Source organism: Flavobacterium sp. ZB4R12 (assembly GCF_048276375.1).
Lineage (GTDB): Bacteria > Bacteroidota > Bacteroidia > Flavobacteriales > Flavobacteriaceae > Flavobacterium > Flavobacterium gawalongense.
This window is the reverse complement of sequence record NZ_JBLNKS010000001.1, coordinates 142,667-166,171: the sequence shown is the minus strand read 5'-3', so window position 1 is coordinate 166,171 and position 23,505 is coordinate 142,667. Positions and strand designations below refer to the sequence as shown.

The window sequence follows — 23,505 nt, the reverse complement described above, 5'->3', positions numbered from 1 at the left end:
TATAATTATTTTTTGTTAAAAGGATTGAAACTTGTAAATCGTTTTATGATGATAAGTCTCCTCTTTTTTCAAAACCGAATTCGGAAAATGTTCGTGATTCGGTGCATCAGGAAAATTTTGTGTTTCAAAACAAATACCGCTCAACGAATGATAATCCGCATTTTCTTTTCCTTTTACAGTATTGAAACAATTACCGCCAACATAAATGTGAACTCCGGGTTGATTGGTATAAACTGCCATTTTTAGATTATTCTTTTTATTAAAAAGCGAAGCCGAAAATTCATTTTCTTTTTCTAAAACAAACGTAGTATCAATTTTTGAAGGACATTTTTTTGGCTGACTAAAATCAAAAGAAGAATTAGCAGTGTTTAAGAACCTTCCGGTTGGAATATTTTCATTTGTAGTCTCCAATATTTTTTCGGAATTTACAATCAATTCCTGTTCTGAGATATCGGATTCGTGACCATCAAGATTAAAATAACTGTGATGCGTTAAATTCACAATGGTATCCTCAGTAGTGTTTGCTTTGTATTCTATAATTAATTCGTTTTCCTCAGATAAAGTATAGGTTAACACAACTGATAAATCTCCAGGATAATTCTCTTCATTGTTTGGACTGAAATACGATAAAGTTATCGATGGGTTTTTACCTTCATTAACATTTTCAATCTTCCAAACCTTTTGGCTGAAGTTCTTGTTTCCACCATGTAACGAATGATTATTGTTGTTTTTATTTAAATCAAATTTTTTTCCATTCAAACTAAAAGTTCCATCATTTATTCTTCCGGAAAATCTCCCAACTGTTGCTCCAAAATAGGGAGCACTTTCTAAATCAAAGGATTCCATGTAGGCTTCTAAAGTATCAAACCCCAAAACTACATCCACAATTTCTCCGTTTTTTAGTGGCATTTTCAATGATGTAATGGTAGCACCATAATTGATAACATTCAATTGCAATCCATTTTTGTTAGTCAATTCATAAGAATCGATAACTTCACCTCCAGGCATCAAACCAAATAATTCCATTATATAATTAGACATAAAATATGATATGTGTTTTATTTTGATTCTTTTTTTACGAAATATTAAATTCAAAATTATACGATTAATCTACATTAGCATACCAGTACCTACCAGTTTTTCGTATATTGCGCAAAAAATGTTTATTTATGAAAATTATTTCGATCCAAAATAATCTTGGTTTACCAAAATATAAGCAGATAATTCTTTCAGTAGAAAAGGCAATAGAAGAAGAAAAATTAAAAAAAGGAGACCGACTTCCCTCCGTAAATAAAGTTTGTTTGGCCTCTTCATTATCACGTGACACTGTTCTACAGGCATACGATGAATTGAAAAAAAGAGGTATTGTATACGCCATTCCCGGTAAAGGATACTACATTAAAAGTGTTGAAATCACTATAAAACAAAGGATTTTTTTACTTTTTGATGAGTTAAACATTTTCAAGGAGGACACCTACAACTCATTTGTAAAAAATATTGGAAAAAATGCACAAGTGGATATCTTCTTCCATTATTTTAATGTGCAGGTTTTTAAAAAATTAATAAATGACAATAACGGAAATTACACGAAGTACATTATAATGCCAACGAACTTAATCGATGTAGCAGAATTTATAAAAACCCTACCAGTAAATGAAGTTTTTATACTAGATCAGACCAATCTTGAACTAGAATCCTATCCCGCAATTTACCAGAATCATAAGAAAGACATCTTTGATGGGTTATGCAAAGGAAAATCCAGGTTAAATAAATATAAAAAACTCATTATGATTTTTCCGGGATTTAGAGAACCGCCGGGAATGAAAGAAGGTTTTTTGAATTTTTGTAACGATTATTCATTTGATTATGAAGTGATCACTGAATTTACTGACAGAGAAATAAGCATCGGTGAAGTATATATAATTCCAAACGACAGGGATCTGGTTCGTGTGATTGAAAAATCAAAGCTTCAAAACTTAAAATTAGGCAGTGATTTTGGGATTATTTCCTATAACGAAACTCCTCTCAAAAAAGTAGTTGCAAATGGAATAACCACTATTTCTACCAATTTTGAAGCGATGGGAAAAATTTTGGCGCAGATGATTTTAAAAGGAAAAAAGGAACAAATAGAAAACAAGTGCGCTTTGATTATTAGGAATTCTTTGTAAAAACAATCGCCTTATTTGCATTCCTAATTTTAAAAAAATAGAGATGTTATTTTTTATTGGCAAAGAAAATGTGATTCCCGTTTTAAAAAAGCAAGAACAATAATTTATTTGTTATTGTAAAATAAATTTTCATACATTTGCAAATGTGTTTTTTACACTTATTATTAATTCCCGCGTTAAATCCTCAAAAACAGCATTTTATTTGACGTACTTAAGAATAACAGATGACAATAATTAAATACAACAATACGTTTTTAGAGCTATTAACAAGTTTAATCTTGAACCAACCCCTTCAAAGCAAAACCATTTGAAATGGATTTAGAAACAAAAATTTTCTATGTTGGGATGTCTATAATGAAAACAAATGATGTCCTTTTTTCTAATTACACGAAACTATTATAATTAAATTATGAATAAAAAAATTGACCAATTAGCAGCTAATAATATAAGAGCACTCGCCATTTCTATGGTAGAAAAAGCAAAATCGGGGCATCCCGGAGGTGCCATGGGAGCTGCAGATTACATGCACATTTTGTACACTGAATATCTGAATTTTGATCCAACGGAAATGGATTGGACTTTTAGAGACCGTTTCTTTATGGATGCGGGACATTTATCAGCATTAATGTATTCTCAGTATTATTTGTTGGGAAATTATAAAAAAGAAGACCTTCAAAATTTTAGACAATGGGGTTCGGTTACACCAGGTCACCCGGAAGTAGACGTACTCAGAGGAATAGAAAACACCTCAGGCCCTCTAGGTCAAGGACACGCTATGGGTGTGGGAGCCGCCATTGCAGCTAAATTTTTAGATGCCCGATTTAAAGGGCTCTTTAATCACAAAATATATGGTTTCATTACCGATGGTGGTGTTCAGGAAGAAATTTCTCAGGGGGCAGGGAGAATAGCGGGACATTTAGGATTGAACAATTTTATTATGTTTTATGATTCTAATGATGTGCAGCTTTCATCCATGACCGATGAAGTAACATCCGAAGATACAGCGATGAAATACGAAGCTTGGGGGTGGAATGTAATAACTATAGACGGCCATGACCATGCGCAAATTAGAAAAGCGCTGAACGAAGCTCACGAAGAATCAGAAAAACCAACTCTAATAATTGGAAAAACAATTATGGGGAAAGGTACCGTTACTGCAACTGGTGACATGTATGAAGGAGAATGTGAATTGCACGGAAAACCAATTGGCGATACCAAAGCAGATTATATAAAAACACTTATTAATCTAAATGCAAATCCTGAAAATCCATTTGTTATTTTTGAAGAAGTTGAAGCACATTATGCAAAAATAGTAGCAATAAAAGCTGAAAAATCAGCCTATAAAAAGCTTCAAATAGCCACTTGGAAAAAAGAAAATCCTGAACTGTCTCAAAAGATGGATTTATTTTTATCCGGAAAACTCCCAGAATTAGATTTAAGCAGTGTTGTCCAAAAACCTAATGCAGCCACAAGAGATGCTTCTTCTGCAGTACTTGCCTATTTAGCAGAACATGTGGAAAACATGATTGTTTCTTCGGCAGATTTGTCCAACAGTGATAAAACAGACGGATTCCTAAAAAAATCATCCATATTGCAAAAAAATGATTTCAGCGGAGCTTTTTTACAAGCCGGAGTTGCGGAACTGACCATGACTGCTATAGCTAACGGAATTGCACTTCACGGAGGCGTTATTCCTGTGGTGGCAACATTTTTTGTATTCTCCGATTATATGAAACCTGCGATTCGATTAGCAGCCATTCAAGAATTACCGGTAAAATATGTTTGGACACACGATTCCTTCCGAGTGGGTGAAGACGGACCTACGCACCAACCTATTGAACAGGAAGCACAAATTCGTTTAATGGAAAAAATAAAAAACCATTCTGGAAATCAAAGTTTATTGGCACTACGTCCAGCGGATGCTATAGAAACTTCGGTAGCCTGGAACATGGCATTAAACAATACCAAAACGCCAACCGGTTTGATTCTTTCGAGACAAAATATCAAAGACATTCCTGCACAAGGAACTTCAAGATATGAAGAGGCAACCGAGGCAGTGAAAGGTGGATATTTAGTAAAAACTACAACAAATCCTGATATCACTTTAATCGCAAATGGATCGGAAGTGGCTACGCTTTTAGCCGCTGCATCTATATTGGAAAAAGAGAAAAATCTAAAAATAAACGTAGCGTCAATTATATCCGAAGGTTTATTCAAACAACAATCAAAAGCATACCAAGAAAGTATTATCCCAAAAGGGAAATTGGTATTTGGATTGACTGCCGGGCTTCCGGTAAATCTTGAAGGTTTGATAGGAGATAGTGGAAAAGTGATTGGATTGGACCATTTTGGTTATTCTGCTCCGGCAAGTGTATTGGACGAAAAATTTGGATTTACCAGTGAACATGCTTGCGCAGCAATCCTTAAATATATTGAAGAAAGTAAATAAAAAAACAACAAAAAACTAAACAACAAAAGACATGAAATTTTTTATCGATACCGCAAATTTAAAAGACATAAAAGAAGCCAATGATTTAGGGATCCTAGACGGCGTAACCACCAACCCATCGCTAATGGCGAAGGAAGGAATTACGGGAGCTGAAAATATTATTGCTCATTATGTAAAAATATGTGAGTTGGTAGATGGTGATGTTAGTGCCGAAGTGATTTCAACTGATTTAGCAGGAATGATTGCCGAAGGAGAAAGATTAGCAGCTTTGCATCCTCAAATCGTAGTAAAAATTCCAATGATTAAAGAAGGGATAAAAGCGATAAAATACTTTTCGGACAAAGGAATAAGAACCAACTGTACTTTAGTGTTTTCTGCAGGTCAGGCATTGCTTGCCGCAAAAGCCGGAGCCACTTATGTATCTCCCTTCATCGGAAGATTAGATGACATCTCTACCGATGGGATGGCATTAATTGCTGAAATCAAATTGATTTATGACAATTACGGTTATGAAACACAAATTTTGGCTGCATCAGTGCGTCACGTCATGCATATTTTGAATTGTGCCAAAATTGGAGCCGATGTAATAACAGGCCCATTAAGCGCTATTGAAGGATTATTAAAACACCCACTTACTGATAGTGGTTTAGCTACTTTCTTGGCAGATTATAACAAAGGGAATAGTTAAACACGGAAACCTTTAATCATTTAGAACTACCCTATTTTCAGCCATTTTATATACTAAGTAATAGGAACGATATATTGTCGCATATTATAATGTCAAACCCTCAATAAAGACTGAGGTTGAGTTAAAAAACAAATATGACATTATTTCAATCTCATTACTTAAGGTAGTTTTAATTCATAAGAAATAATCTAAAATCATCGAAATTGTAGTAGATCAAGAGAATACCATTATTTCTGACCATTTTTAGTTGGTTCCCAAAAAAAAGGAAGCCTCATTTACGAGACTTCCTTTTTTATTTCTTAAAATTCTGAAGCTAATTTCTTATTCCAAAAATTGATTTGGGATTCAGAATCTAAAACCATTTATAAATTCAAAACAAAATCATTCAATAATTTTGCATCATATTTTTCTTTGTCAAACGTATACAGATAAGACCCTTTTCTGGAGGACATCATGTCTTTTTCATCTAATTTCACAAGAATATCTAACGAGTTTATCTTGCTGATAAAATTTCTCTTATCCAGTTCTTTGCTTAAAATGGCTTCGTATAATTCCAGCAATTGGCGCATGGTAAATTTTTCCGGCAAAAGCTCAAATCCAACAGGTTTTATAGACGTTCGGTAACGCAATCTTCTAATGGCGTGTTCTACCATAGAATCATGGTCAAAAATTAATTTAGGAGCTTGAGCAATACTAAACCATTGTGCATGATAGTTTTGTGTCAACTCTTCGTTATGATTCTCAATATTAATTAATGCATAATAAGCTACCGAAATAGTTCTTTCGACAGGGTCACGATTTATTTCACTGTAAGCATATAGTTGCTCCATATAGATGTCCTGAAGACCCGTATACCGATCAAGAATTCTAATGGCCGCAGTGTCTAATACTTCTTCTTTTTTAAGAAATCCTCCTATTAAAGACCACTTCCCTTTTTCAGGTTCAAAATCTCTCTTTATTAAAAGTATTTTTAATCCTTCCTCATCAAATCCGAAAATGATACAATCTACTGCCATTAAAACCTTGTCAGCAGAACTATAACTATTTAACATACTCCATTTTTTAGGGTAAATATATAAACTTCCTTATAGGTTTCATAATTTATTAATGTAGATTTTACACTTAGCAAGCTTAAAAGAAAAAAATAACAGCCTTAAATCGGTATAAAATAAGATGTTAGAAACTTTATTAAAAACAACAATTTGCGTTATTCTGAATGCTTTTATAAGGAGCAAAATAGATTAATAAATGCAGATTTTTTTTCTATTTCGATCAATTGAGATGATTAGCAGCGATTTATCGGTTTGAAATCTGGTTCATTTACTGAAAAGCACAAGCTATAAACAAGACTTTTTTTACAATATCACTTTGATTAATAAGCTGAAATGAGATTAAAAGGTAAATATTTCGATATTTTATCAAAATAATTAACACCAACGGTTTTTTGTAGAAATCTTTGTTTTTTGATTAAAAGTGTATGTTTTACACAAATTAATTGCCAAAACAGGTGTGTTTTTTACAAAACCACAATGTTTAAATGTGTTTTTTACACTTAATTTACGAAATGTATTTTTTTTTGCTGTTTTTTTATCAGATTAATTTGTTTTTGTAGATTTTTTTTAATTAAATTTACAAATGTAAAACACACACTTATAATTAACCTAAATAAAAAAGAATGAAAACAAACCACCGATTATTTCTTTATTGCAATTTTTTATTGCCAAAAAAAGAATGGCTTCTAGCAATACTAGTTATGCTAATTTCTACTTATAACCTTTCTGCTCAAGAGGCTACTACAGTAAATGGAATTGTTACGTCAGGAAAAGACGTAATGCCCGTTCCTGGAGTAAATATTTTAATTAAAGGAACCAACACTGTTACTGTTACTGATTTTGATGGTAAATATTCCATAAAAGCCGCGCCAAAAGACGTTCTTGTTTTTTCCTATGTAGGTTATATCAATCAGGAAGTTACAGTTGGAAATAAATCTCAACTGAATATTTCTTTAAAAGATGATCTCACTACACTTGAAGAGGTTGTAGTTGTTGGATACGGGACACAAAAAAAATCAGACTTAACAGGAGCTGTTAGTGTAGTAAATGTTAAAGATGCTAAAAAAACAATTACTTATGATGTTGGAAAAATGCTTCAAGGTCAAGTACCAGGAGTAACTGTCCAATCTTCTGGAGAGCCTGGAGGTTTTGTGAATATTAAAATTAGAGGAATTACTTCCTTTAGCAACAACAACCCTCTTTTTGTAATTGATGGAGTGATTGTAGACAGTCCTTATGATTTTGCCCCTGGCGAAATTGAATCAATGCAAGTATTGAAAGATGCCTCATCAGCTGCTATTTATGGTGTTCGTGGTGCAAATGGAGTTGTAATTATTACCACTAAAAAAGGTAAAGCTGGCGAAATTAGTATAAAATACAAATCCCTTTTAGGTTTTCAAAATGTACCTAAAACATGGTCTCTAAATAATAGAGAAGGATATCAAAAAATCACAAATGCCGCTGAAGCAAATGCAGGTTTATCTTTAGCTCCTGGCAACGACCCTTCTAATCCGCTTTATATCAATAATGTAGATACGAACTGGCAAGACGAAGTTTATAAAACTGGTGTTATTGAAAATCATGCCCTTACATTTTCTGGTGGAGCTGAAAGTTTAGGGTATAGTTTAAACGTTGATTACTTCGAGAATAGTAGTTATTTAAGAACACCTCAAGATTACAGCAGACTATCTACTACTTTAAATTTAAATGGTAAAAAAGGTAAATTTAAATATGGTGCCAAATTGGGTTATACTCAATCTGATAAAGAAAATTTCAATGAATACTTACCTGGACAATCTGCTGTAGGTCAGTTATTATTAGCAATCCCAACAATGCCTGTTTATGATCCTAATAGATTGGGTGGTTTTGGTGGAGCCGATAACTTAACACAAAGAGCCATAACCTTAAACGTTATCGGATTCAATAACTTAATGGAAAATTCCAATAAGAGAAATAGATTTATTGGTAACATCTGGGGAGAGCTTGAAATCCTTAAAGGTTTAAAATATAAAATCAATGCAAGTGCAGACAGATTGGACTGGCATACCAGACTTTTTAATCCGCCAAGTGATTTAGGTTGGTACTATATTACTACCAATGAAGAAGCGGCGTTAGACGTTACTAACGGTAGTCAAACAAGAACTATTGTTGATAATTTACTTACTTACAATCTTTCGGTAAACAAACATAACTTTGATGTTTTAGCAGGTTGGATTCAAGAAAATAACGTACACAATAATCATATATCAAGAGGTGTAGGATATCAGCCAGGTGAGATCAATCATTTAGAATATGCTGATGATATTTCAGGGAGAGAGTATGAAAATAAAATAACAGGAATATCTTATTTAAGCAGATTAAACTATAGTTATGACGATCGTTATTTAGTAACCGCAAACTTTAGACGTGACAGATCATCACTTTTCAGTCCTAAGAATAATTCAGAAAATTTTTACTCCTTTTCAGGAGCTTGGAAATTGAGCAGTGAAAAATTCATGAAACTTCCAGAGTGGATCAATAGCGTTAAAATAAGAGGAGGTTATGGGATTTTAGGGAACAACACAATAGGTGTTTATTCTTATAGTTCAACTATTAATCCTTTTGCAGGTTATACGTTTGGAAACACTTTAGCTCCAGGCACAACTGTAGTTGCAGCATTAGATTCAAATGTGAAATGGGAAAACACAGAAACAACCAATGTAGCATTAGAATTAGGGCTTTTCAACAATAAATTACAATTCACTGGTGAGTATTTTGTAAAGGAATCCACAGATCTTTTAGCTTCTGTTCCGTTACCGTATTCAACAGGATCTTTCCCTGCAAGTATTGTAACTAATGCCGCAGCTGTAAGAAACCAAGGGTTAGAATTTGCAGTAAGCTATCGCAATAACGACAATGCTTTTAAATATGGCATATCAGCTAATTTAGGTACGTTAAAAAATAAATTTTTACAAATTGGTGCAGATAATTTACCTATTTATGGTGCCGCTTCAAAAACTGAAGTAGGTAGATCTATCGGGGAAATATTTGCTTACCAAACTGATGGAATTTTCCAAGATCAGGCTGAGATTGCAGCTTCTGCTTTCCAATCTGGTGCTGCTCCCGGAGATGTAAAATTTAAAGATGTAAATGGAGACAACATCATTAATGAAGATGACAGAATATACCAAGGAGTTACTATTCCTAAATACAGTTATGGTTTAAATTTTGACAGCTCCTATAAAAATTGGGATTTCTCATTCTTCTGGCAAGGTAGCGGTGGAAACAAAGTATTTGATGCTACTTACCGCAATTTAATGGGTGGGCAATATTCTAACGGAAGTACAGATATGCTTAACTTTTGGACGCCTACAAACACTAATACAAATGTTCCACGTCCGATTATTGGAGACCCTAATGCCAACTCTAGAGATTCTAACCGATTTATAGAAAATGGGGACTTTATAAAACTACAGAATATTCAAATTGGTTATTCTTTCCCTTTAAAAGACAATAAGTTTGTGCGAAGAGCAAAAGTATATGTTACCGGTCAAAATGTATTAACTATTACCAAGTACAGAGGTTACGATCCTGATTTTATTAGCGACGGATTGTTTTCTAGAGGTTACGAAGGGGGTTCATTCCCAAATCCAAGAACCTTTGCTATGGGCGTAGAGATAGATTTCTAAAATAGCTAAAAAATTAAAAAAAGAATCAAAATGAAACATAAAATATTCAATTATCTTACAGTTTTCTTTTCACTATCCGTTGTACTAACGAGTTGTGTTAATGAAGAAGACTTAGTTCAAGTTGATCCAAATGTAGCTACTACAGGGTCTTTTTGGAAAACGGACGAGGATGCTATCCAAGGTATAAATGCCGCATACGGAAGCTTACTAACCGATGGTACGTACATGAGAAGTACGCCTTTATTACTTGATCTTAAAGGAGACGATAGCCAAAGCTTTAGCCCTTGGGATGCCATGTACAATGTAGGCAGGTTTAACTCTAGCCCATCAAACGGAGCGATATACGGCTGGGCTTTTGAAACCTATTATCAAGGGATTAACCGTGCAAATCAAGTACTGGAAAACGTACCAAACATCGAAATGACAGATGTGGCACTTAAAAACAGAATTTTAGGTCAAGCTCATTTTTTAAGAGGTTTATTTTTGTTTCACGCAGTAAACCTATTTAAAAATGTTCCTATACCGTTAAACACGACTGAATTAATCCATCCACAAAAGACACAGGAAGAAGGATGGGCTCAAGTAATTGCTGATTTTAAAGCTGCTGCAGATTTATTGCCTGCTTCTTACACTAGTGTAACTGGTTTAGATGGAGGACAAAAAGGAAGAGCAACTAAAGGAGCTGCCTTAGGCTATTTAGGTAAAGCATACCTATTTAATAAAGATTTTACAAATGCAAAAACTGCATTTAAACAAGTCATCGATTTAGGCGTATATTCGTTAGTATCTAATTATCGTGATAATTTCACCGACACTAATGAAAACAATTCTGAATCTGTTTTTGAAGTACAATTCAGCAGAAGCGCAGGTGGTGTTAATTTAGGTTGGGGAGGAACTCCTGAAGCAGCTTGGGGAAAAACTTCAGCAAGAGCAATCACCTATGCTCCCAGAGCTTTTGGATGGACGGATGTAAATCCTACCAGAACTTTATTTAATGAGTTTCAAGAAGAAAAAACAGTTAGCAATACAGTTGACCCTCGTTTAGATGCCACCATGTTCTACAACAAATCTGGAGGAATGACATTGTATGGTCAAGATTTTGCAACTTTTTATGCTAATAACCCATCAGACCTAAATAACTTATTTTGTAGAAAATATCAAAATTCAGATGGAAATTATGCTAATGAATTTGACTGGCGTTCAGGCATTAATGAGCGTATTTTAAGATATGCAGATATATTATTAATGTATGCGGAATGTTTAAACGAAACTGGAGACACATCTGGAGCATACACCTATATCCAATTGGTAAGAAACAGAGTAGGTTTGCCTAACTTAAGTACTGCAAAACCTGGCTTGACACAAGAAGGCATGAGAGAGCAAATTGGACATGAAAGATTCTTGGAATTCCCACTGGAAGGACATCGTTTTGATGATATTCGTAGATGGGGATGGTTAGAAAATCCAACAAAATTAGCCTGGTTAAAATCTAGAGATGCTGAATTTGAAACCTATAAAACAGGTAGAGACTTCTTCCCAATTCCACAATCTGAATCGGACAATAATCCTGGAACGATTCAAAATGCGGGTTATTAATACTATTTATTTGATTTAGTTAGAATTCTTAATATCATGTGGCAAGCCTTATAAAGTTTACCACATGATATTATAACTTAAAAGCAACATGAAAAAAGCCTTATTAATCTTATTTATTTTTACTTTTTGTAATCAAATTACTTTTGCACAAAAAGAGACTACAGTACTTTCTATAAAAAATACTGCAAATGCACCTACCATCAATAAAAATATCTATGGACATTTTGCAGAGCACTTAGGAAGATCTATCTATGGTGGTTTTTTTGTTGGGGATACTTCAAAAATACCCAATACAAACGGGGTGCGTAATGATATTATTGATGCTCTTAAAAAATTAAAAATCCCTAATTTAAGATGGCCGGGTGGCTGTTTTGCAGATACCTATCACTGGAAAGATGGTATTGGTCCAAAAGAAAACAGACCAACAATAGTAAACCAATGGTGGGGAGGAACTACTGAAGACAATAGTTTTGGCACACATGATTTTTTAAACTTGTGTGAATTACTTGGAACAGAACCTTACCTGTCTGGAAATGTTGGCAGTGGCACTGTACAAGAACTTTCAGATTGGGTACAATACGCCAACTTTGGAGGCAAAAGCCCAATGAGTGATTTACGTAAAAAAAATGGAAGAACTGAACCTTGGAAAGTAAAAATGTGGGGAATTGGTAATGAAGCTTGGGGTTGTGGTGGTAATATGAAACCAGAATATTATGCTGGCGAATACCGTAAATATGCCACATTTATGTCTGATTGGGAAAACACAGGCGGTTTAATGCGTATTGCTTCCGGTGCAAGTGATGCCGACTATAATTGGACCGAAACATTGATGAAGAATATTCCAGGAAACATGTTGGGTGGCGTTGCCATGCATCATTATTCTGTGATTGAATGGAATAAAAAAGGAGATGGAGTAGATTTTACGGAAGGACAGTATTTCACAACCATGAAAGAAGCCTTGAAAATGGATGAACTAATTACCAAACATGGCGCCATTATGGACAAATATGATCCTGAGCAAAAAATTGCTTTGGTAGTAGATGAATGGGGCGGTTGGTACGATGTAGAGAAAGGAACTAATCCTGGTTTTTTATACCAACAAAACACCATGAGAGATGCAGTTTTGGCTGGAGCAACGCTTAATATTTTTAACAACCACGCCAGTAGGGTACGTATGGCTAATCTAGCACAATGTGTAAATGTTTTGCAAGCTGTTATTCTTACGGATAAAGCCAAAATGATTTTAACGCCGACCTATCATGTAATGAAAATGTACAGCGAACATCAAGATGCTCAATTATTACCCCTTACATTTAATTCCCCTTTATATACCTATAATGGCGAAACACTTCCAGCATTATCGGCTTCGGCATCAAAAGATAAAAATGGATTAGTTCATATTTCATTAGTAAATATTGACTCTAAAAAAGAACACAAAATAGAAATCGACATAAAAGAACTTGGAATCAAAAATGTTGCCGGAACTATTTTAGCATCATCAAAATTACAAGACCATAATTCATTTGATAACCCAACAAAAATTAAACCTGCTGTATTCAAAGGTTTTGAAACAAAAAAGGGTAAACTGGAAATAACAATACCTGCATTTTCTGTAGTGGTGTTAGAAGCCAAATAAAAGCATATAAAGATGAAAAATTCCCTTCCCATTTTCAATTTAAGGTCTTACCCAATAATGCTATTGTTGGTAGTACTTTTCAGTAGTTGTTCCAGTGATGATCCTGCCTCAGCTCCAGACCCGGTAGTTCCCCCAGTAGTGGTTGTACCAAATACTTTTCCCGGACCTACTTACCCGGATAATTATACTTCTATTGCCTCTTGGGATAGCCGTTCCCAATGGAATCTGGCTAACGTACATGATCCTTCTGTTGAAAAATGTGGCGATTATTATTATATGTACCAAACAGATGCTTCCTATGGAAATGCACATGATGGACATGGTCATTTCCCTTATAGACGATCCAAAGATCTTATAACTTGGGAATACATGGGTTCAGCCATGACTCAAGCACCTGCTTGGGTAAAAGATTCCTTGAACAACAAAAGAGCACGAATGGTTCCGGCTTTACCAGCTATCGCAAACCCAACGTATGGATATTGGGCTCCTTATATCAAAAAAGTAGGTAACAAATACCGAATGTATTACAGTATTGTAGTTACTGAACCTATTGTAGGGACAGATTATAATACCTCATGGTCGGAAAGAGCATTCATTGGTCTTGCGGAATCCGATGACTTAGCTACAAATGTTTGGACAGACAAAGGAATGGTAGTCTGTTCAGAACCGGATGGCGTAAAAAGTTATGTTAGAAATGGCGGTAATGACTGGGAGGCTTATTTCAAATTCAACGCTATCGATCCTACTTTTACAATTACTCCAGAGGGCGAACATTATTTAATTTACGGTTCCTGGCATTCTGGTATTGCAGCATTAAAATTAAATCCAGCAACAGGCAAACCAGATCAATTAAAAACACTAAGTGACTATGGGACTCGCATTGCAAAACGAGGAAACAGTCGTTGGCAAGCTTCCGAAGGTCCCGAAATTATTTATAACGAAAACACCGGTTATTATTATTTATTTATGGCCTATGATGAATTATCAGTAGCCTATAATACTCGTGTTGCCCGTTCCAAAAACATAATGGGTCCGTACATTGGTATCAATGGGGGCGATGTAACTAATGGAGCGGAGTGTTGGCCAATGTTGACACACCCCCACTCCTTTAACTACCATACAGGATGGGTTGGTTTTTCTCATTGCTCCGTATTCCAAAATCCAGATACCAAAGAATGGTTTTACTCCTCACAAGCCCGTTTACCTGAAGGAGTACCTGGGATTAACGTATCTAATGCTGTAATGATGGGTCACGTACGAGCCATTCAATGGACCGAAGACGGTTGGCCTGTAATTGCTCCTGAACGCTATGCCGGAGTACCTAAAACCGCTATTACTGAGACTTCATTTATAGGAACTTGGGAACAGATTACAATGAATTATCAGTATAGAACGATTCAAAAATCAGTTTCTATATTCTTGACTGCTGATAAAAAAGTGAGTGGCAGTGTTATCGGAGCATGGTCGTATGACACTACAAAAGAAGTACTTACCGTAAATGGAAATAAATGTAAAGTAAGCGATGCCTGGGATTGGGAAGCCACTCCTAGAAAAGTGACCTTAACCTATTCCGGATTCACTTCTGGTGGACAACCCGTTTGGGCTAAAAAAATAAACTAATCTTTTTGATACCAAACGTAAATGCCTTTTCCAATCATTAGAAAAGGCATTTATTACCAATAATACATTCTTTTTATAGAAAAAATGAAAATGAAAAATACAATTATAACGCTATCCCTTTTGGTGCTTGTTTCGGCTTGTAAAACAATAAAACAAGATGAAGTTATGGCTTCCGCCAATGGTATAAATACGAGTCAAACCCTACCAATCAACAATCCCATCATCAAAGACAAGTACACAGGCGATCCTGCGGCTTTGGTTTACAAAGACAAAGTATATCTCTATGCGGGTCATGATGAGGCACCAAATGATTTTAATTTTTATAAAATGAATGAATGGTTGGTGTATTCCTCCTCCGATATGGTGAATTGGCAAGAACATCCTGTACCACTAAAAGTAACCGATTTTACTTGGGCAAAATCAGATGCTTGGGCTTCACAAGTCATTGAACGCAACGGAAAATTTTATTGGTACGTGACCGTTACCCACGGAACCATCAATGGGAAAGCAATAGGTGTTGCTGTTTCGGATAGTCCAACGAGTCCGTTTAAAGATGCCTTAGGGAAAGCACTTATTACCAATGATATGACCACCCAAACCAAAATTGATTGGGATGACATCGACCCAACAGTAATGATTGATGATGATGGTCAAGCCTATTTATTTTGGGGAAACACCGTTTGTCATTACGCAAAATTGAAGTCGAATATGATAGAGCTCGATGGTCCGATAGAGACCATCTCTTTACCTAATTTCACCGAAGCGCCATGGATTCACAAAAAAAATGACTGGTATTATTTATCGTATGCGTATCAATTTCCTGAAAAAATAGCCTACGCCATGAGTAAATCTATTAATGGGCCTTGGGAATACAAAGGCATTTTGAATGAAATCGCCGGAAATTCAAATACAAACCATCAATCCATCATTGAATTCAAAGGAAAAGATTATTTTATTTATCACAATGGCGCTATTCAACCTAATGGCGGTAGTTTCAGAAGATCCGTTTGTATAGATCATTTATTTTACAATGAAGACGGAACAATGAAACGAGTAATTATGACAACAGAAGGCATAGCAAAATAATTAGTTAACAGTTTTCAGTCGCAGTTTTGAATACCGTTTAGTAAATAGTAAAAGCTTATGGCTGAAAAAGTTAAACCATATAAGTTCATTAAAGATGAAATTAAAAACAGTTCTGAAACCGTTAAACATTTTAAACTTATATTTTCTTAAATATCTTATATGTTTTAAAAGTTGGAATTAAAAAAACAAAACAGTTCTGTAAGTACAAAATAGTAAAAACTTATATTTTTCTTAAATGACTTATATGGTTTAAAAAAAGTAAAACATGAAATTATATCAAAAAATACAGCCTCTGTTCCTTTTACTAATCATGACGACTTCGTCATGGGCACAAGACATTACTGTTCACGATCCGGTGATGATTAAACAAAAAGACACGTATTATTTATATTGTACGGGTCAAGGAATAAGTGTTTTTAGTTCTAAGGACTTAAAAAACTGGAATCAAGAACCCGCTATTTTTAAAGAAAAACCGGTTTGGGTAGATAGTGTTGTTCCAGATTTCAACAATCACATTTGGGCACCGGATGTTTCCTTTCATAACAACACCTATTATTTATATTATTCGGTTTCTGCTTTCGCAAAAAATACGTCGGCGATAGCATTGGCAACCAATACAACTTTAAATCCAAAAGACCCAGCATACAAATGGGTGGATCATGGAATTGTTGTCCAATCGGTTCCCAACCGGGATATGTGGAATGCGATAGATCCCAATTTAACTTTTGACGAAAACAATACGCCTTGGCTGGCTTTTGGCTCTTTTTGGGATGGGCTGAAAATGGTAAAATTAAATCCGGATTTAAAATCAGTGGCACAACCCGAACAATGGTACACCATATCAAAACGTAAAAGAACCTTCGAATTAGCAGATACCGATCCCGGAGATGGCGCACTCGAAGCTCCTTTTATATTTAAAAAGAACGGCTATTATTATCAATTCCTTTCTTGGGATTTGTGCTGCAGAGGTGAAAAAAGCACCTACAAGGTTGTGGTTGGAAGATCAAAAAGCATTACCGGTCCTTACGTAGATAAAGACGGAAAATCATTAAACGAAGGCGGCGGAACATTACTTATTCAAGGAAATGAAAATTGGTATGGAGCAGGACATAACAGTGCTTATACTTTTGACGGAAAAGATTATATCATTTACCATGCGTATGATGCCAAACAAAAAGGAAGACCTGTTTTAAAAATAAACCAGTTAAAATGGGATACCGATTTATGGCCTATTCTAGAACCTTTGAATTAAAAAAATAAAGTAAATGTCTAATTTAAAGCACATATTGATTCTTGTTCTTGGCTTAATCGCTTTCAATGGGTGTAATGCCCAAAAGAAAGCGATTAAACCAAAACAAATTGTGGCTAAAATAAAATTGGACTCTACAAGAGAACCGATTACAAAATATCTATATGGTCAATTTATCGAAAATTTAGGGAATAAAGATGTAGGTAATTTAGTGGATGATGGCCTTTGGGCGGAAATGTTAGATGATCGAAAATTCTTTTATCCGGTTGATTTAAACGAAAAATTAAATCCTGTAAATACAAGAGCAACTATTAATCAATGGAAACCAACTAATCAGACTGCTGTGGTTATGGATTCCATTCATCCATATGTTGGCGTTTCCTCACCAAAAATCAGCACAAACAATGAAATTCCGCAAGGTATTTATCAATCTGGAATCTCAGTTGTAGCCAATAAAAATTATGTTGGACGAATTGTATTATCCGGAAGTTCAAATGTAAAAGTGACGGTAAGTTTAGTATGGGGAGAAAAGCCAAATCAAAAATCATCTGTTACCATAGACCCTTTAGCAAACAACTATAAAAAATACAATTTTTCCTTTAGCTGTAAAGAAAGCAGTACTAATGCAAAATTAGAAATTACAGGATTAGTAAATGGAACTTTTTCTATTGGAGCTGTTTCCTTAATGCCCGAAGATAATATTGAAGGATTTCGTCCAGAAGTTATAAAATTACTTAAAGGTTTAAATTCTGGTATCTACAGATGGGGAGGAAATTTCATTTCCGGATACGACTGGAAAGACGGTGTTGGAGATCCAGACCAAAGACCACCTCGTTATGAATACGCTTGGGAAGGGGTTGAAGACAACGATGTTGGCACTCATGAAATGATAAAATTTGCCGAACTGATAGGCGTTGAACTCGGCTTGACCGTAAATACAGGATTTGGCGATGCCTATTCTGCAGCCAGATGGGTTGAGTATGTGAATGGCGCAACTACAACTCCAATGGGGAAATTGAGAACCGAAAATGGACATCCGAATCCGTTCAACATCAAATTTTGGTGTGTGGGAAATGAAAGCTATGGACATTGGCAACTGGGCCAAATTAGCTTAAAAAACCACATCATTAAACATAAAATGTTTGCCGACAAAATGTTGGAAGTAGATCCAACTATAAAGTTGATTGCTTCCGGCGCTTCGATTGAAGAAATGACCGTAACGGGAAATGCTTTAAAAACTACCGGTAAAGTGCTGGCCGAATATGATACACCTTCCGATTGGACTGGAGGAATGTTGCGCAACGCGAAAAACAACATTGATTTTATGAGTGAGCATTTTTACTGCTCCGTTGACAAAAGATTTGACATTACAGTTGGTGATTATGTTGACGCAAATGAACCATTAGTAGATTGGACCAGAAGACCCGCAAACAGAATTAGAGCCAAAGCCGAGCATTATAAAGAGTATCATAACCGAATTCCTGGAAGTGAAAAAATCCCTGTATATTTAGATGAGTGGGCCTATTATACCAACTGGGTTCACCCTACTCCAACATTGGGCGTTACAATAGGATATGCGAGAGCTTTAAATGAAATTTTTCGCAATACCGATTTAATCAAAATGTCTGGCTTCACCTTTGGGACTTCTTGTCTTTCATTTAACGATGTTGATGCCACCTATAACACAACTGGTTTATTATTTAAATTATACCAATCCCAATTTGGAAACATCCCAGTTCAGGTAGCAGGAAATACTCCACAACCTCAGCCTAAATGGCCTATTGGCGGGGAACAACCAAAAGTAAATGCCGGAGGTGACACCTATCCGCTTGATATTGTTGCTACTTTATCAAGCGATAAAAAAACATTAACCGTTGCAATAGTTAACCCAACTGAAACAGATCAAGAAATTACTATTGATTTAAATGGAGTTAAAACTTCCAATAAAATTACAAAGTGGACTATTTCAGGCAGTTCCTATATGGTCCGAAACATCATAGGAAAAGAGGCTGAAGTAAGCTTGAAAGAGAATACCATTACTAAAGAAAAAAAAATATTGGTTGGTGCGGCAACAATCAATATTTATAAATACACTATTTTATAAAAACGATTAAACGAAATTAAAATGACCTTCATCAAAAAAACAACAATAGCAGTTTCGGTATTAATGACCTTTTATGGACATTGTCAACAGCGTTCAAAAAAATCGGGCACACCACAAAAATCAGGTTATACCATCACCCCCGTTGACATTCAGAATGTAAAATTAACCGATGCCTTTTGGTTACCCATTATCAAAAAGGTTCAAGAAAAAACTATCGAATATGCCATTCATAAATGTGAAGAAGAAGGACGTCTTGATAATTTTTTAATTGCAGGCGGTAAAATGGAAGGAACCGTTAAAGGGCAAATGCCTTTTGACGATACTGATGTGTACAAAATAATAGAAGGCGCTTCGAATACCTTAATCAGCGAACCCAATCCAAAACTAGAAACTTTACTAGATTCGCTAATAAGCATTGTGAAAATTGGTCAGGAAAAAGATGGCTATTTAACGACTTGGAGAACTATAAATCCAGCTAAACCACCAGCCCCATGGGTGCCCGTGATAGAAGGAAAGCGTTGGGAATCCTTGCAAATAAGTCATGAATTGTATAACTCAGGCCACTTGATAGAAGCTGCCGTTGTGCATTATCAAGCTACCGGAAAAAGAAATTTCTTGGACATTGCCATCAAAAATGCCGATATGTTAGTGCGCACTTTTGGCGATGGTAAAGATCAAGTTCATGGTGTACCCGGACATCAAATAGTGGAAACGGGTTTGGTAAAACTATATCAAATCACCAATAATAAAGCCTATTTGAATTTGGCCAAATACTTTTTGGACAACAGAGGAAATCCAAAAAATCATCAATTATACGGAGCCTATTCACAAGATGACATTCCTGTTATTCAACAAAAAGAAGCAGTGGGTCATGCCGTAAGAGCGGTGTATATGTATGCCGGAATGACGGACATTGCCGCCATCGAAAATGACTCTGCCTATCGTAATGCGGTAAACAAATTATGGAGCAACATGGTGAACAAAAAAATGTACATCACAGGAGGCATTGGTGCCAAACATGATGGAGAAGCTTTTGGAGAAAACTATGAGTTACCAAACCTTACCGCTTATAACGAAACCTGCGCCGCTATTGGAAATGTATATTGGAATCACAGGCTGCATAATTTATCTGGTAGTTCTGATTATTTTGATGTGATTGAACGCACTTTATATAACGGATTGATCTCCGGATTGTCTTTGGACGGAAAAAAATTCTTTTATCCAAATGCATTAGAATCCGATGGGGTTTATAAATTCAACCGTGGTGAATGCACCCGTCAATCTTGGTTTGATTGTTCTTGTTGTCCAACCAATTTAATTCGATTTATTCCTTCGATTCCGGGATTGATTTATTCTAAAACAAAAGATATGCTTTATGTGAATTTATACGCTTCGAATACGGCGACAATAGCATTGGAAAATACTAATTTGGAAATTTCTCAAAAAACAAATTACCCTTGGGATGGCAAAGTTACACTTACCGTTACTCCTAAAAAAGAAACCGAATTCACCATAAAATTACGCATCCCAAGTTGGGCGAGAAACCAAGTTTTACCGGGAGATTTATACAGTTATAAAAACACCTCAACTGCAAAAACTTCAGTTACTATAAATGGAAAACCTTTTGCTTATCAACAAGATAACGGATACATTACCATCACCAGAAAATGGAAAAAAGGAGAAACGATAGCACTTAATTTCCCAATGGAAGTGAAAGAAGTTGTGACCAATACCAAAGTAGCAGGCAACATCGGAAAAGTAGCTTTAGAATATGGACCGATTGTATATGCTATTGAGGAAATTGACAATGCAACTGATTTTGATAAAATCACTATCGATGCTGGTGACACTTTTAAAGTGGTAAAAGAACCAGCCCTTTTAGAAGGTGTGAATACCATTCAAACTGAAAAATTAAAAGCCATTCCATATTATTCCTGGTCTAACAGAGGCGTTGGAAAAATGAAAGTTTGGATAGATTATAAAGAATAAAAGAGATAAAAGACTTTAAGATAGTAGACGAAATAGTAAAAATTATTAAAGTTTAAAGTTCAATTCCAACAACTTTAAACCCTAAACCTTAAACAAATTTTAAAAAAAATGAAACCCAATTTAATCACCAAAATCACCCTTTGTGGCCTGTTACTAAATGGTATATATGCCAATGCCCAAAAAACAAATCTGGAAGTTAATATCGCCAATACTGTTACTAAAATTCAACCAACAATGTACGGTGCTTTTTTTGAAGACATCAACTTTGCTGCGGATGGCGGATTGTATGCCGAAATGATCAAAAACCGCTCTTTTGAATTTGAAGCACCGCTTATGGGTTGGGACCAGCCTAACACTGACAAATATGCTTTCAATAAACAATCGGGCTCTGCTACAATTATCAAAGCATTAGAAAACAAAACAAACCCAAGATTTTGCAGATTTCTTATAAATAATGACAAGGTATTTGAAATGATAAATGAAGGATTCAGGGGAATGGGAGTCAAAAAAGACGCAAAATACAACCTATCTTTAAAAGCTGCCAATCACAATGGAGCCATCAAAAAAATCATTATTCAATTTGTTGATAAAGACAATAAAATTCTTGGTGAAACCAGCATTGCACCAACATCAAATGATTGGCAGACTTATACTGCGCAATTTACAGCTACTCAAACAGAAGCAAAAGCAAAGTTAAAAATTACTTTTGAAGGAACAGGAACAATCGATTTAGATATGATTTCGCTATTCCCGGAAGAGACTTGGAAAAATAGAAAAAACGGGATGCGTAAAGACATCGTTCAGTTGCTATATGATATGAAACCAGGATTCTTGAGATTTCCCGGAGGTTGTATTGTTGAAGGAAGAACTTTGGCACAACGCTACCAATGGAAAAAAACCGTGGGCGATGTAGAGAAAAGAGAAACCTTAATCAACCGTTGGAATACGGAGTTCAGTCACAAACCAGCACCCGATTATTTCCAGACTTTTGGATTAGGATTTTTTGAGTATTTCCAACTTTCAGAAGATTTGGGCGCACAACCTTTACCTATTTTGAGTTGTGGAATGGCGTGTCAGTTCAATACCGGTGAATTGGTGCCAATGGAGGAATTAGATCCTTATGTGCAAGATGCATTAGACTTAATTGAATTTGCAAATGGGTCAGTAGAAACTCCTTGGGGTAGAATACGATCTGAAATGGGACATCCAAAATCTTTTAATTTGAAATTCATTGGTGTTGGAAATGAACAATGGGGACCAGATTACATCGCGAGATATAAAGTTTTTGAAAAAGCCATAAAATCAAAATATCCCAAAATGATTATTGTTTCCGGAAGCGGTCCATTTCCAGAGGGAGACTATTTTGAATATGGTATGCAAGAACTTAAAAAGTTGAATGCTGAAATCGTAGATGAGCATTATTATAAAAGTCCACAATGGTTCAGGGAAAATGCAACCCGTTACGACAGTTACGACAGAAAAGGACCTAAAGTTTTTGCGGGAGAATATGCTGCTCAAAGTGTAGCTATTGCGAGTCCTGATAACAGAAACAATTGGGAATGTGCTTTTTCTGAAGCCGCTTTTATGACTGGATTAGAAAGAAACGCTGAAGTCGTTAACCTAACTTCCTATGCTCCATTGATGGCGCATGAAGAAGCTTGGCAATGGACACCGGATTTACTTTGGTTCAACAATTTAGAAGCGTATGGCTCTGCCAATTATTATGTACAAAAATTATTTGCAACCAATAAAGGAACCGATCTAATAACCATAACCAAGGATGGAAAACCGGTAACAGGTCAAAATAATCTGTACGCATCAGCGGTGAAAGATGTTAATGCCAAAGAAGTAATCGTAAAACTGGTGAACACTTCAGCGAATGCACAAGACGTTAATATCGATTTAAAAGGAAGCAAATTACAATCTAAAGGAACTCTTACAACGCTTACAAGTCCGAATTTACAAGATGAGAATTCTTTTGCTTCTCCTAAAAAAATAAGCCCGACAGAAAGCGAATATAAGTTGAAAGGTGACAAAGCACAGATGAGCTTACCTGCCTATTCTGTAACAGTTTTGAAGTTAAAGATGAGATAATCGCAATAAAATAAATGTACAACACACATTTATTATTTGTAATATTCTTAAATACCTATTTTACTAACGTTTTGATAAAAATTACAATGCTAAATTAAATTAAGTG

The 23,505-nt window shown here is 35.3% G+C and carries 14 protein-coding genes; 12 read left to right on the top strand and 2 right to left on the bottom strand.

Annotated elements, in window-relative coordinates:
• Positions 1–15 precede the first annotated feature (15 nt).
• On the bottom strand, positions 16–1,041 hold the full coding sequence (locus ACNO7W_RS00660; RefSeq protein WP_417936628.1) for an aldose epimerase family protein: 1,026 nt from the start codon (positions 1,039–1,041) through the stop codon (positions 16–18).
• 128 nt (positions 1,042–1,169) lie between these two features.
• Here ACNO7W_RS00660 and ACNO7W_RS00655 point away from each other — a divergent pair, with 128 nt between their 5' ends.
• The 3 genes from ACNO7W_RS00655 to fsa all read left to right on the top strand — a co-directional run bounded on the left by ACNO7W_RS00655 (position 1,170) and on the right by fsa (position 5,305).
• Positions 1,170–2,168, top strand: coding sequence for a GntR family transcriptional regulator (locus tag ACNO7W_RS00655; RefSeq protein WP_417936627.1), 999 nt, complete (start codon positions 1,170–1,172; stop codon positions 2,166–2,168).
• Between the two features lie 409 nt (positions 2,169–2,577).
• Positions 2,578–4,617 carry a transketolase family protein gene (locus ACNO7W_RS00650; protein WP_417936626.1) on the top strand — a complete coding sequence of 680 codons (2,040 nt, stop codon included), beginning with the start codon at positions 2,578–2,580 and terminating at the stop codon, positions 4,615–4,617.
• Positions 4,618–4,648: 31 nt separating this feature from the next.
• Entirely contained in the window at positions 4,649–5,305 is a 657-nt protein-coding gene (fsa, locus tag ACNO7W_RS00645; RefSeq protein WP_143387200.1) for a fructose-6-phosphate aldolase, read from the top strand.
• Positions 5,306–5,667: 362 nt separating this feature from the next.
• Here the strand turns inward: fsa and ACNO7W_RS00640 are convergent, their stop codons facing one another.
• On the bottom strand, positions 5,668–6,357 hold the full coding sequence (locus ACNO7W_RS00640) for an NUDIX hydrolase (RefSeq protein ID WP_417936625.1): 690 nt from the start codon (positions 6,355–6,357) through the stop codon (positions 5,668–5,670).
• 623 nt (positions 6,358–6,980) lie between these two features.
• Here ACNO7W_RS00640 and ACNO7W_RS00635 point away from each other — a divergent pair.
• The 9 genes from ACNO7W_RS00635 to ACNO7W_RS00595 all read left to right on the top strand — a co-directional run bounded on the left by ACNO7W_RS00635 (position 6,981) and on the right by ACNO7W_RS00595 (position 23,399).
• The gene (locus tag ACNO7W_RS00635; protein WP_417936624.1) at positions 6,981–10,025 is read left to right on the top strand and encodes a SusC/RagA family TonB-linked outer membrane protein; all 3,045 of its coding nucleotides are present in this window, start codon (positions 6,981–6,983) and stop codon (positions 10,023–10,025) included.
• A gap of 30 nt (positions 10,026–10,055) precedes the next feature.
• A complete protein-coding gene (locus tag ACNO7W_RS00630; RefSeq protein ID WP_417936623.1) occupies positions 10,056–11,621 on the top strand; it encodes a RagB/SusD family nutrient uptake outer membrane protein in 1,566 nt (521 codons plus the stop codon).
• 88 nt (positions 11,622–11,709) lie between these two features.
• Positions 11,710–13,257 carry an alpha-N-arabinofuranosidase gene (locus tag ACNO7W_RS00625; RefSeq protein WP_417936622.1) on the top strand — a complete coding sequence of 516 codons (1,548 nt, stop codon included), beginning with the start codon at positions 11,710–11,712 and terminating at the stop codon, positions 13,255–13,257.
• 12 nt (positions 13,258–13,269) lie between these two features.
• Positions 13,270–14,877: an arabinan endo-1,5-alpha-L-arabinosidase gene (locus ACNO7W_RS00620; RefSeq protein ID WP_417936621.1), complete on the top strand. Its 1,608-nt coding sequence runs from the start codon at positions 13,270–13,272 to the stop codon at positions 14,875–14,877.
• A 90-nt stretch (positions 14,878–14,967) separates the two neighbouring features.
• Positions 14,968–15,963: a glycoside hydrolase family 43 protein gene (locus ACNO7W_RS00615; protein WP_417936620.1), complete on the top strand. Its 996-nt coding sequence runs from the start codon at positions 14,968–14,970 to the stop codon at positions 15,961–15,963.
• Between the two features lie 265 nt (positions 15,964–16,228).
• On the top strand, positions 16,229–17,215 hold the full coding sequence (locus tag ACNO7W_RS00610) for an arabinan endo-1,5-alpha-L-arabinosidase (protein WP_417936619.1): 987 nt from the start codon (positions 16,229–16,231) through the stop codon (positions 17,213–17,215).
• Between the two features lie 13 nt (positions 17,216–17,228).
• Positions 17,229–19,316, top strand: a complete 2,088-nt coding sequence (locus ACNO7W_RS00605; protein ID WP_417936618.1) for a hypothetical protein — start codon at positions 17,229–17,231, stop codon at positions 19,314–19,316.
• Between the two features lie 21 nt (positions 19,317–19,337).
• Entirely contained in the window at positions 19,338–21,305 is a 1,968-nt protein-coding gene (locus ACNO7W_RS00600; RefSeq protein WP_417936617.1) for a glycoside hydrolase family 127 protein, read from the top strand.
• Between the two features lie 108 nt (positions 21,306–21,413).
• Positions 21,414–23,399, top strand: coding sequence for an alpha-L-arabinofuranosidase C-terminal domain-containing protein (locus ACNO7W_RS00595; protein ID WP_417936616.1), 1,986 nt, complete (start codon positions 21,414–21,416; stop codon positions 23,397–23,399).
• Positions 23,400–23,505 lie beyond the last annotated feature (106 nt).

Coding starts and splice junctions, on each gene's coding strand:
- ACNO7W_RS00660 (WP_417936628.1), bottom strand. CDS start 1,041: ATGTCTAATTATATAATGGAATTATTTGGTTTGATGCCTGGAGGTGAA.
- ACNO7W_RS00655 (WP_417936627.1), top strand. CDS start 1,170: ATGAAAATTATTTCGATCCAAAATAATCTTGGTTTACCAAAATATAAG.
- ACNO7W_RS00650 (WP_417936626.1), top strand. CDS start 2,578: ATGAATAAAAAAATTGACCAATTAGCAGCTAATAATATAAGAGCACTC.
- fsa (WP_143387200.1), top strand. CDS start 4,649: ATGAAATTTTTTATCGATACCGCAAATTTAAAAGACATAAAAGAAGCC.
- ACNO7W_RS00640 (WP_417936625.1), bottom strand. CDS start 6,357: ATGTTAAATAGTTATAGTTCTGCTGACAAGGTTTTAATGGCAGTAGAT.
- ACNO7W_RS00635 (WP_417936624.1), top strand. CDS start 6,981: ATGAAAACAAACCACCGATTATTTCTTTATTGCAATTTTTTATTGCCA.
- ACNO7W_RS00630 (WP_417936623.1), top strand. CDS start 10,056: ATGAAACATAAAATATTCAATTATCTTACAGTTTTCTTTTCACTATCC.
- ACNO7W_RS00625 (WP_417936622.1), top strand. CDS start 11,710: ATGAAAAAAGCCTTATTAATCTTATTTATTTTTACTTTTTGTAATCAA.
- ACNO7W_RS00620 (WP_417936621.1), top strand. CDS start 13,270: ATGAAAAATTCCCTTCCCATTTTCAATTTAAGGTCTTACCCAATAATG.
- ACNO7W_RS00615 (WP_417936620.1), top strand. CDS start 14,968: ATGAAAAATACAATTATAACGCTATCCCTTTTGGTGCTTGTTTCGGCT.
- ACNO7W_RS00610 (WP_417936619.1), top strand. CDS start 16,229: ATGAAATTATATCAAAAAATACAGCCTCTGTTCCTTTTACTAATCATG.
- ACNO7W_RS00605 (WP_417936618.1), top strand. CDS start 17,229: ATGTCTAATTTAAAGCACATATTGATTCTTGTTCTTGGCTTAATCGCT.
- ACNO7W_RS00600 (WP_417936617.1), top strand. CDS start 19,338: ATGACCTTCATCAAAAAAACAACAATAGCAGTTTCGGTATTAATGACC.
- ACNO7W_RS00595 (WP_417936616.1), top strand. CDS start 21,414: ATGAAACCCAATTTAATCACCAAAATCACCCTTTGTGGCCTGTTACTA.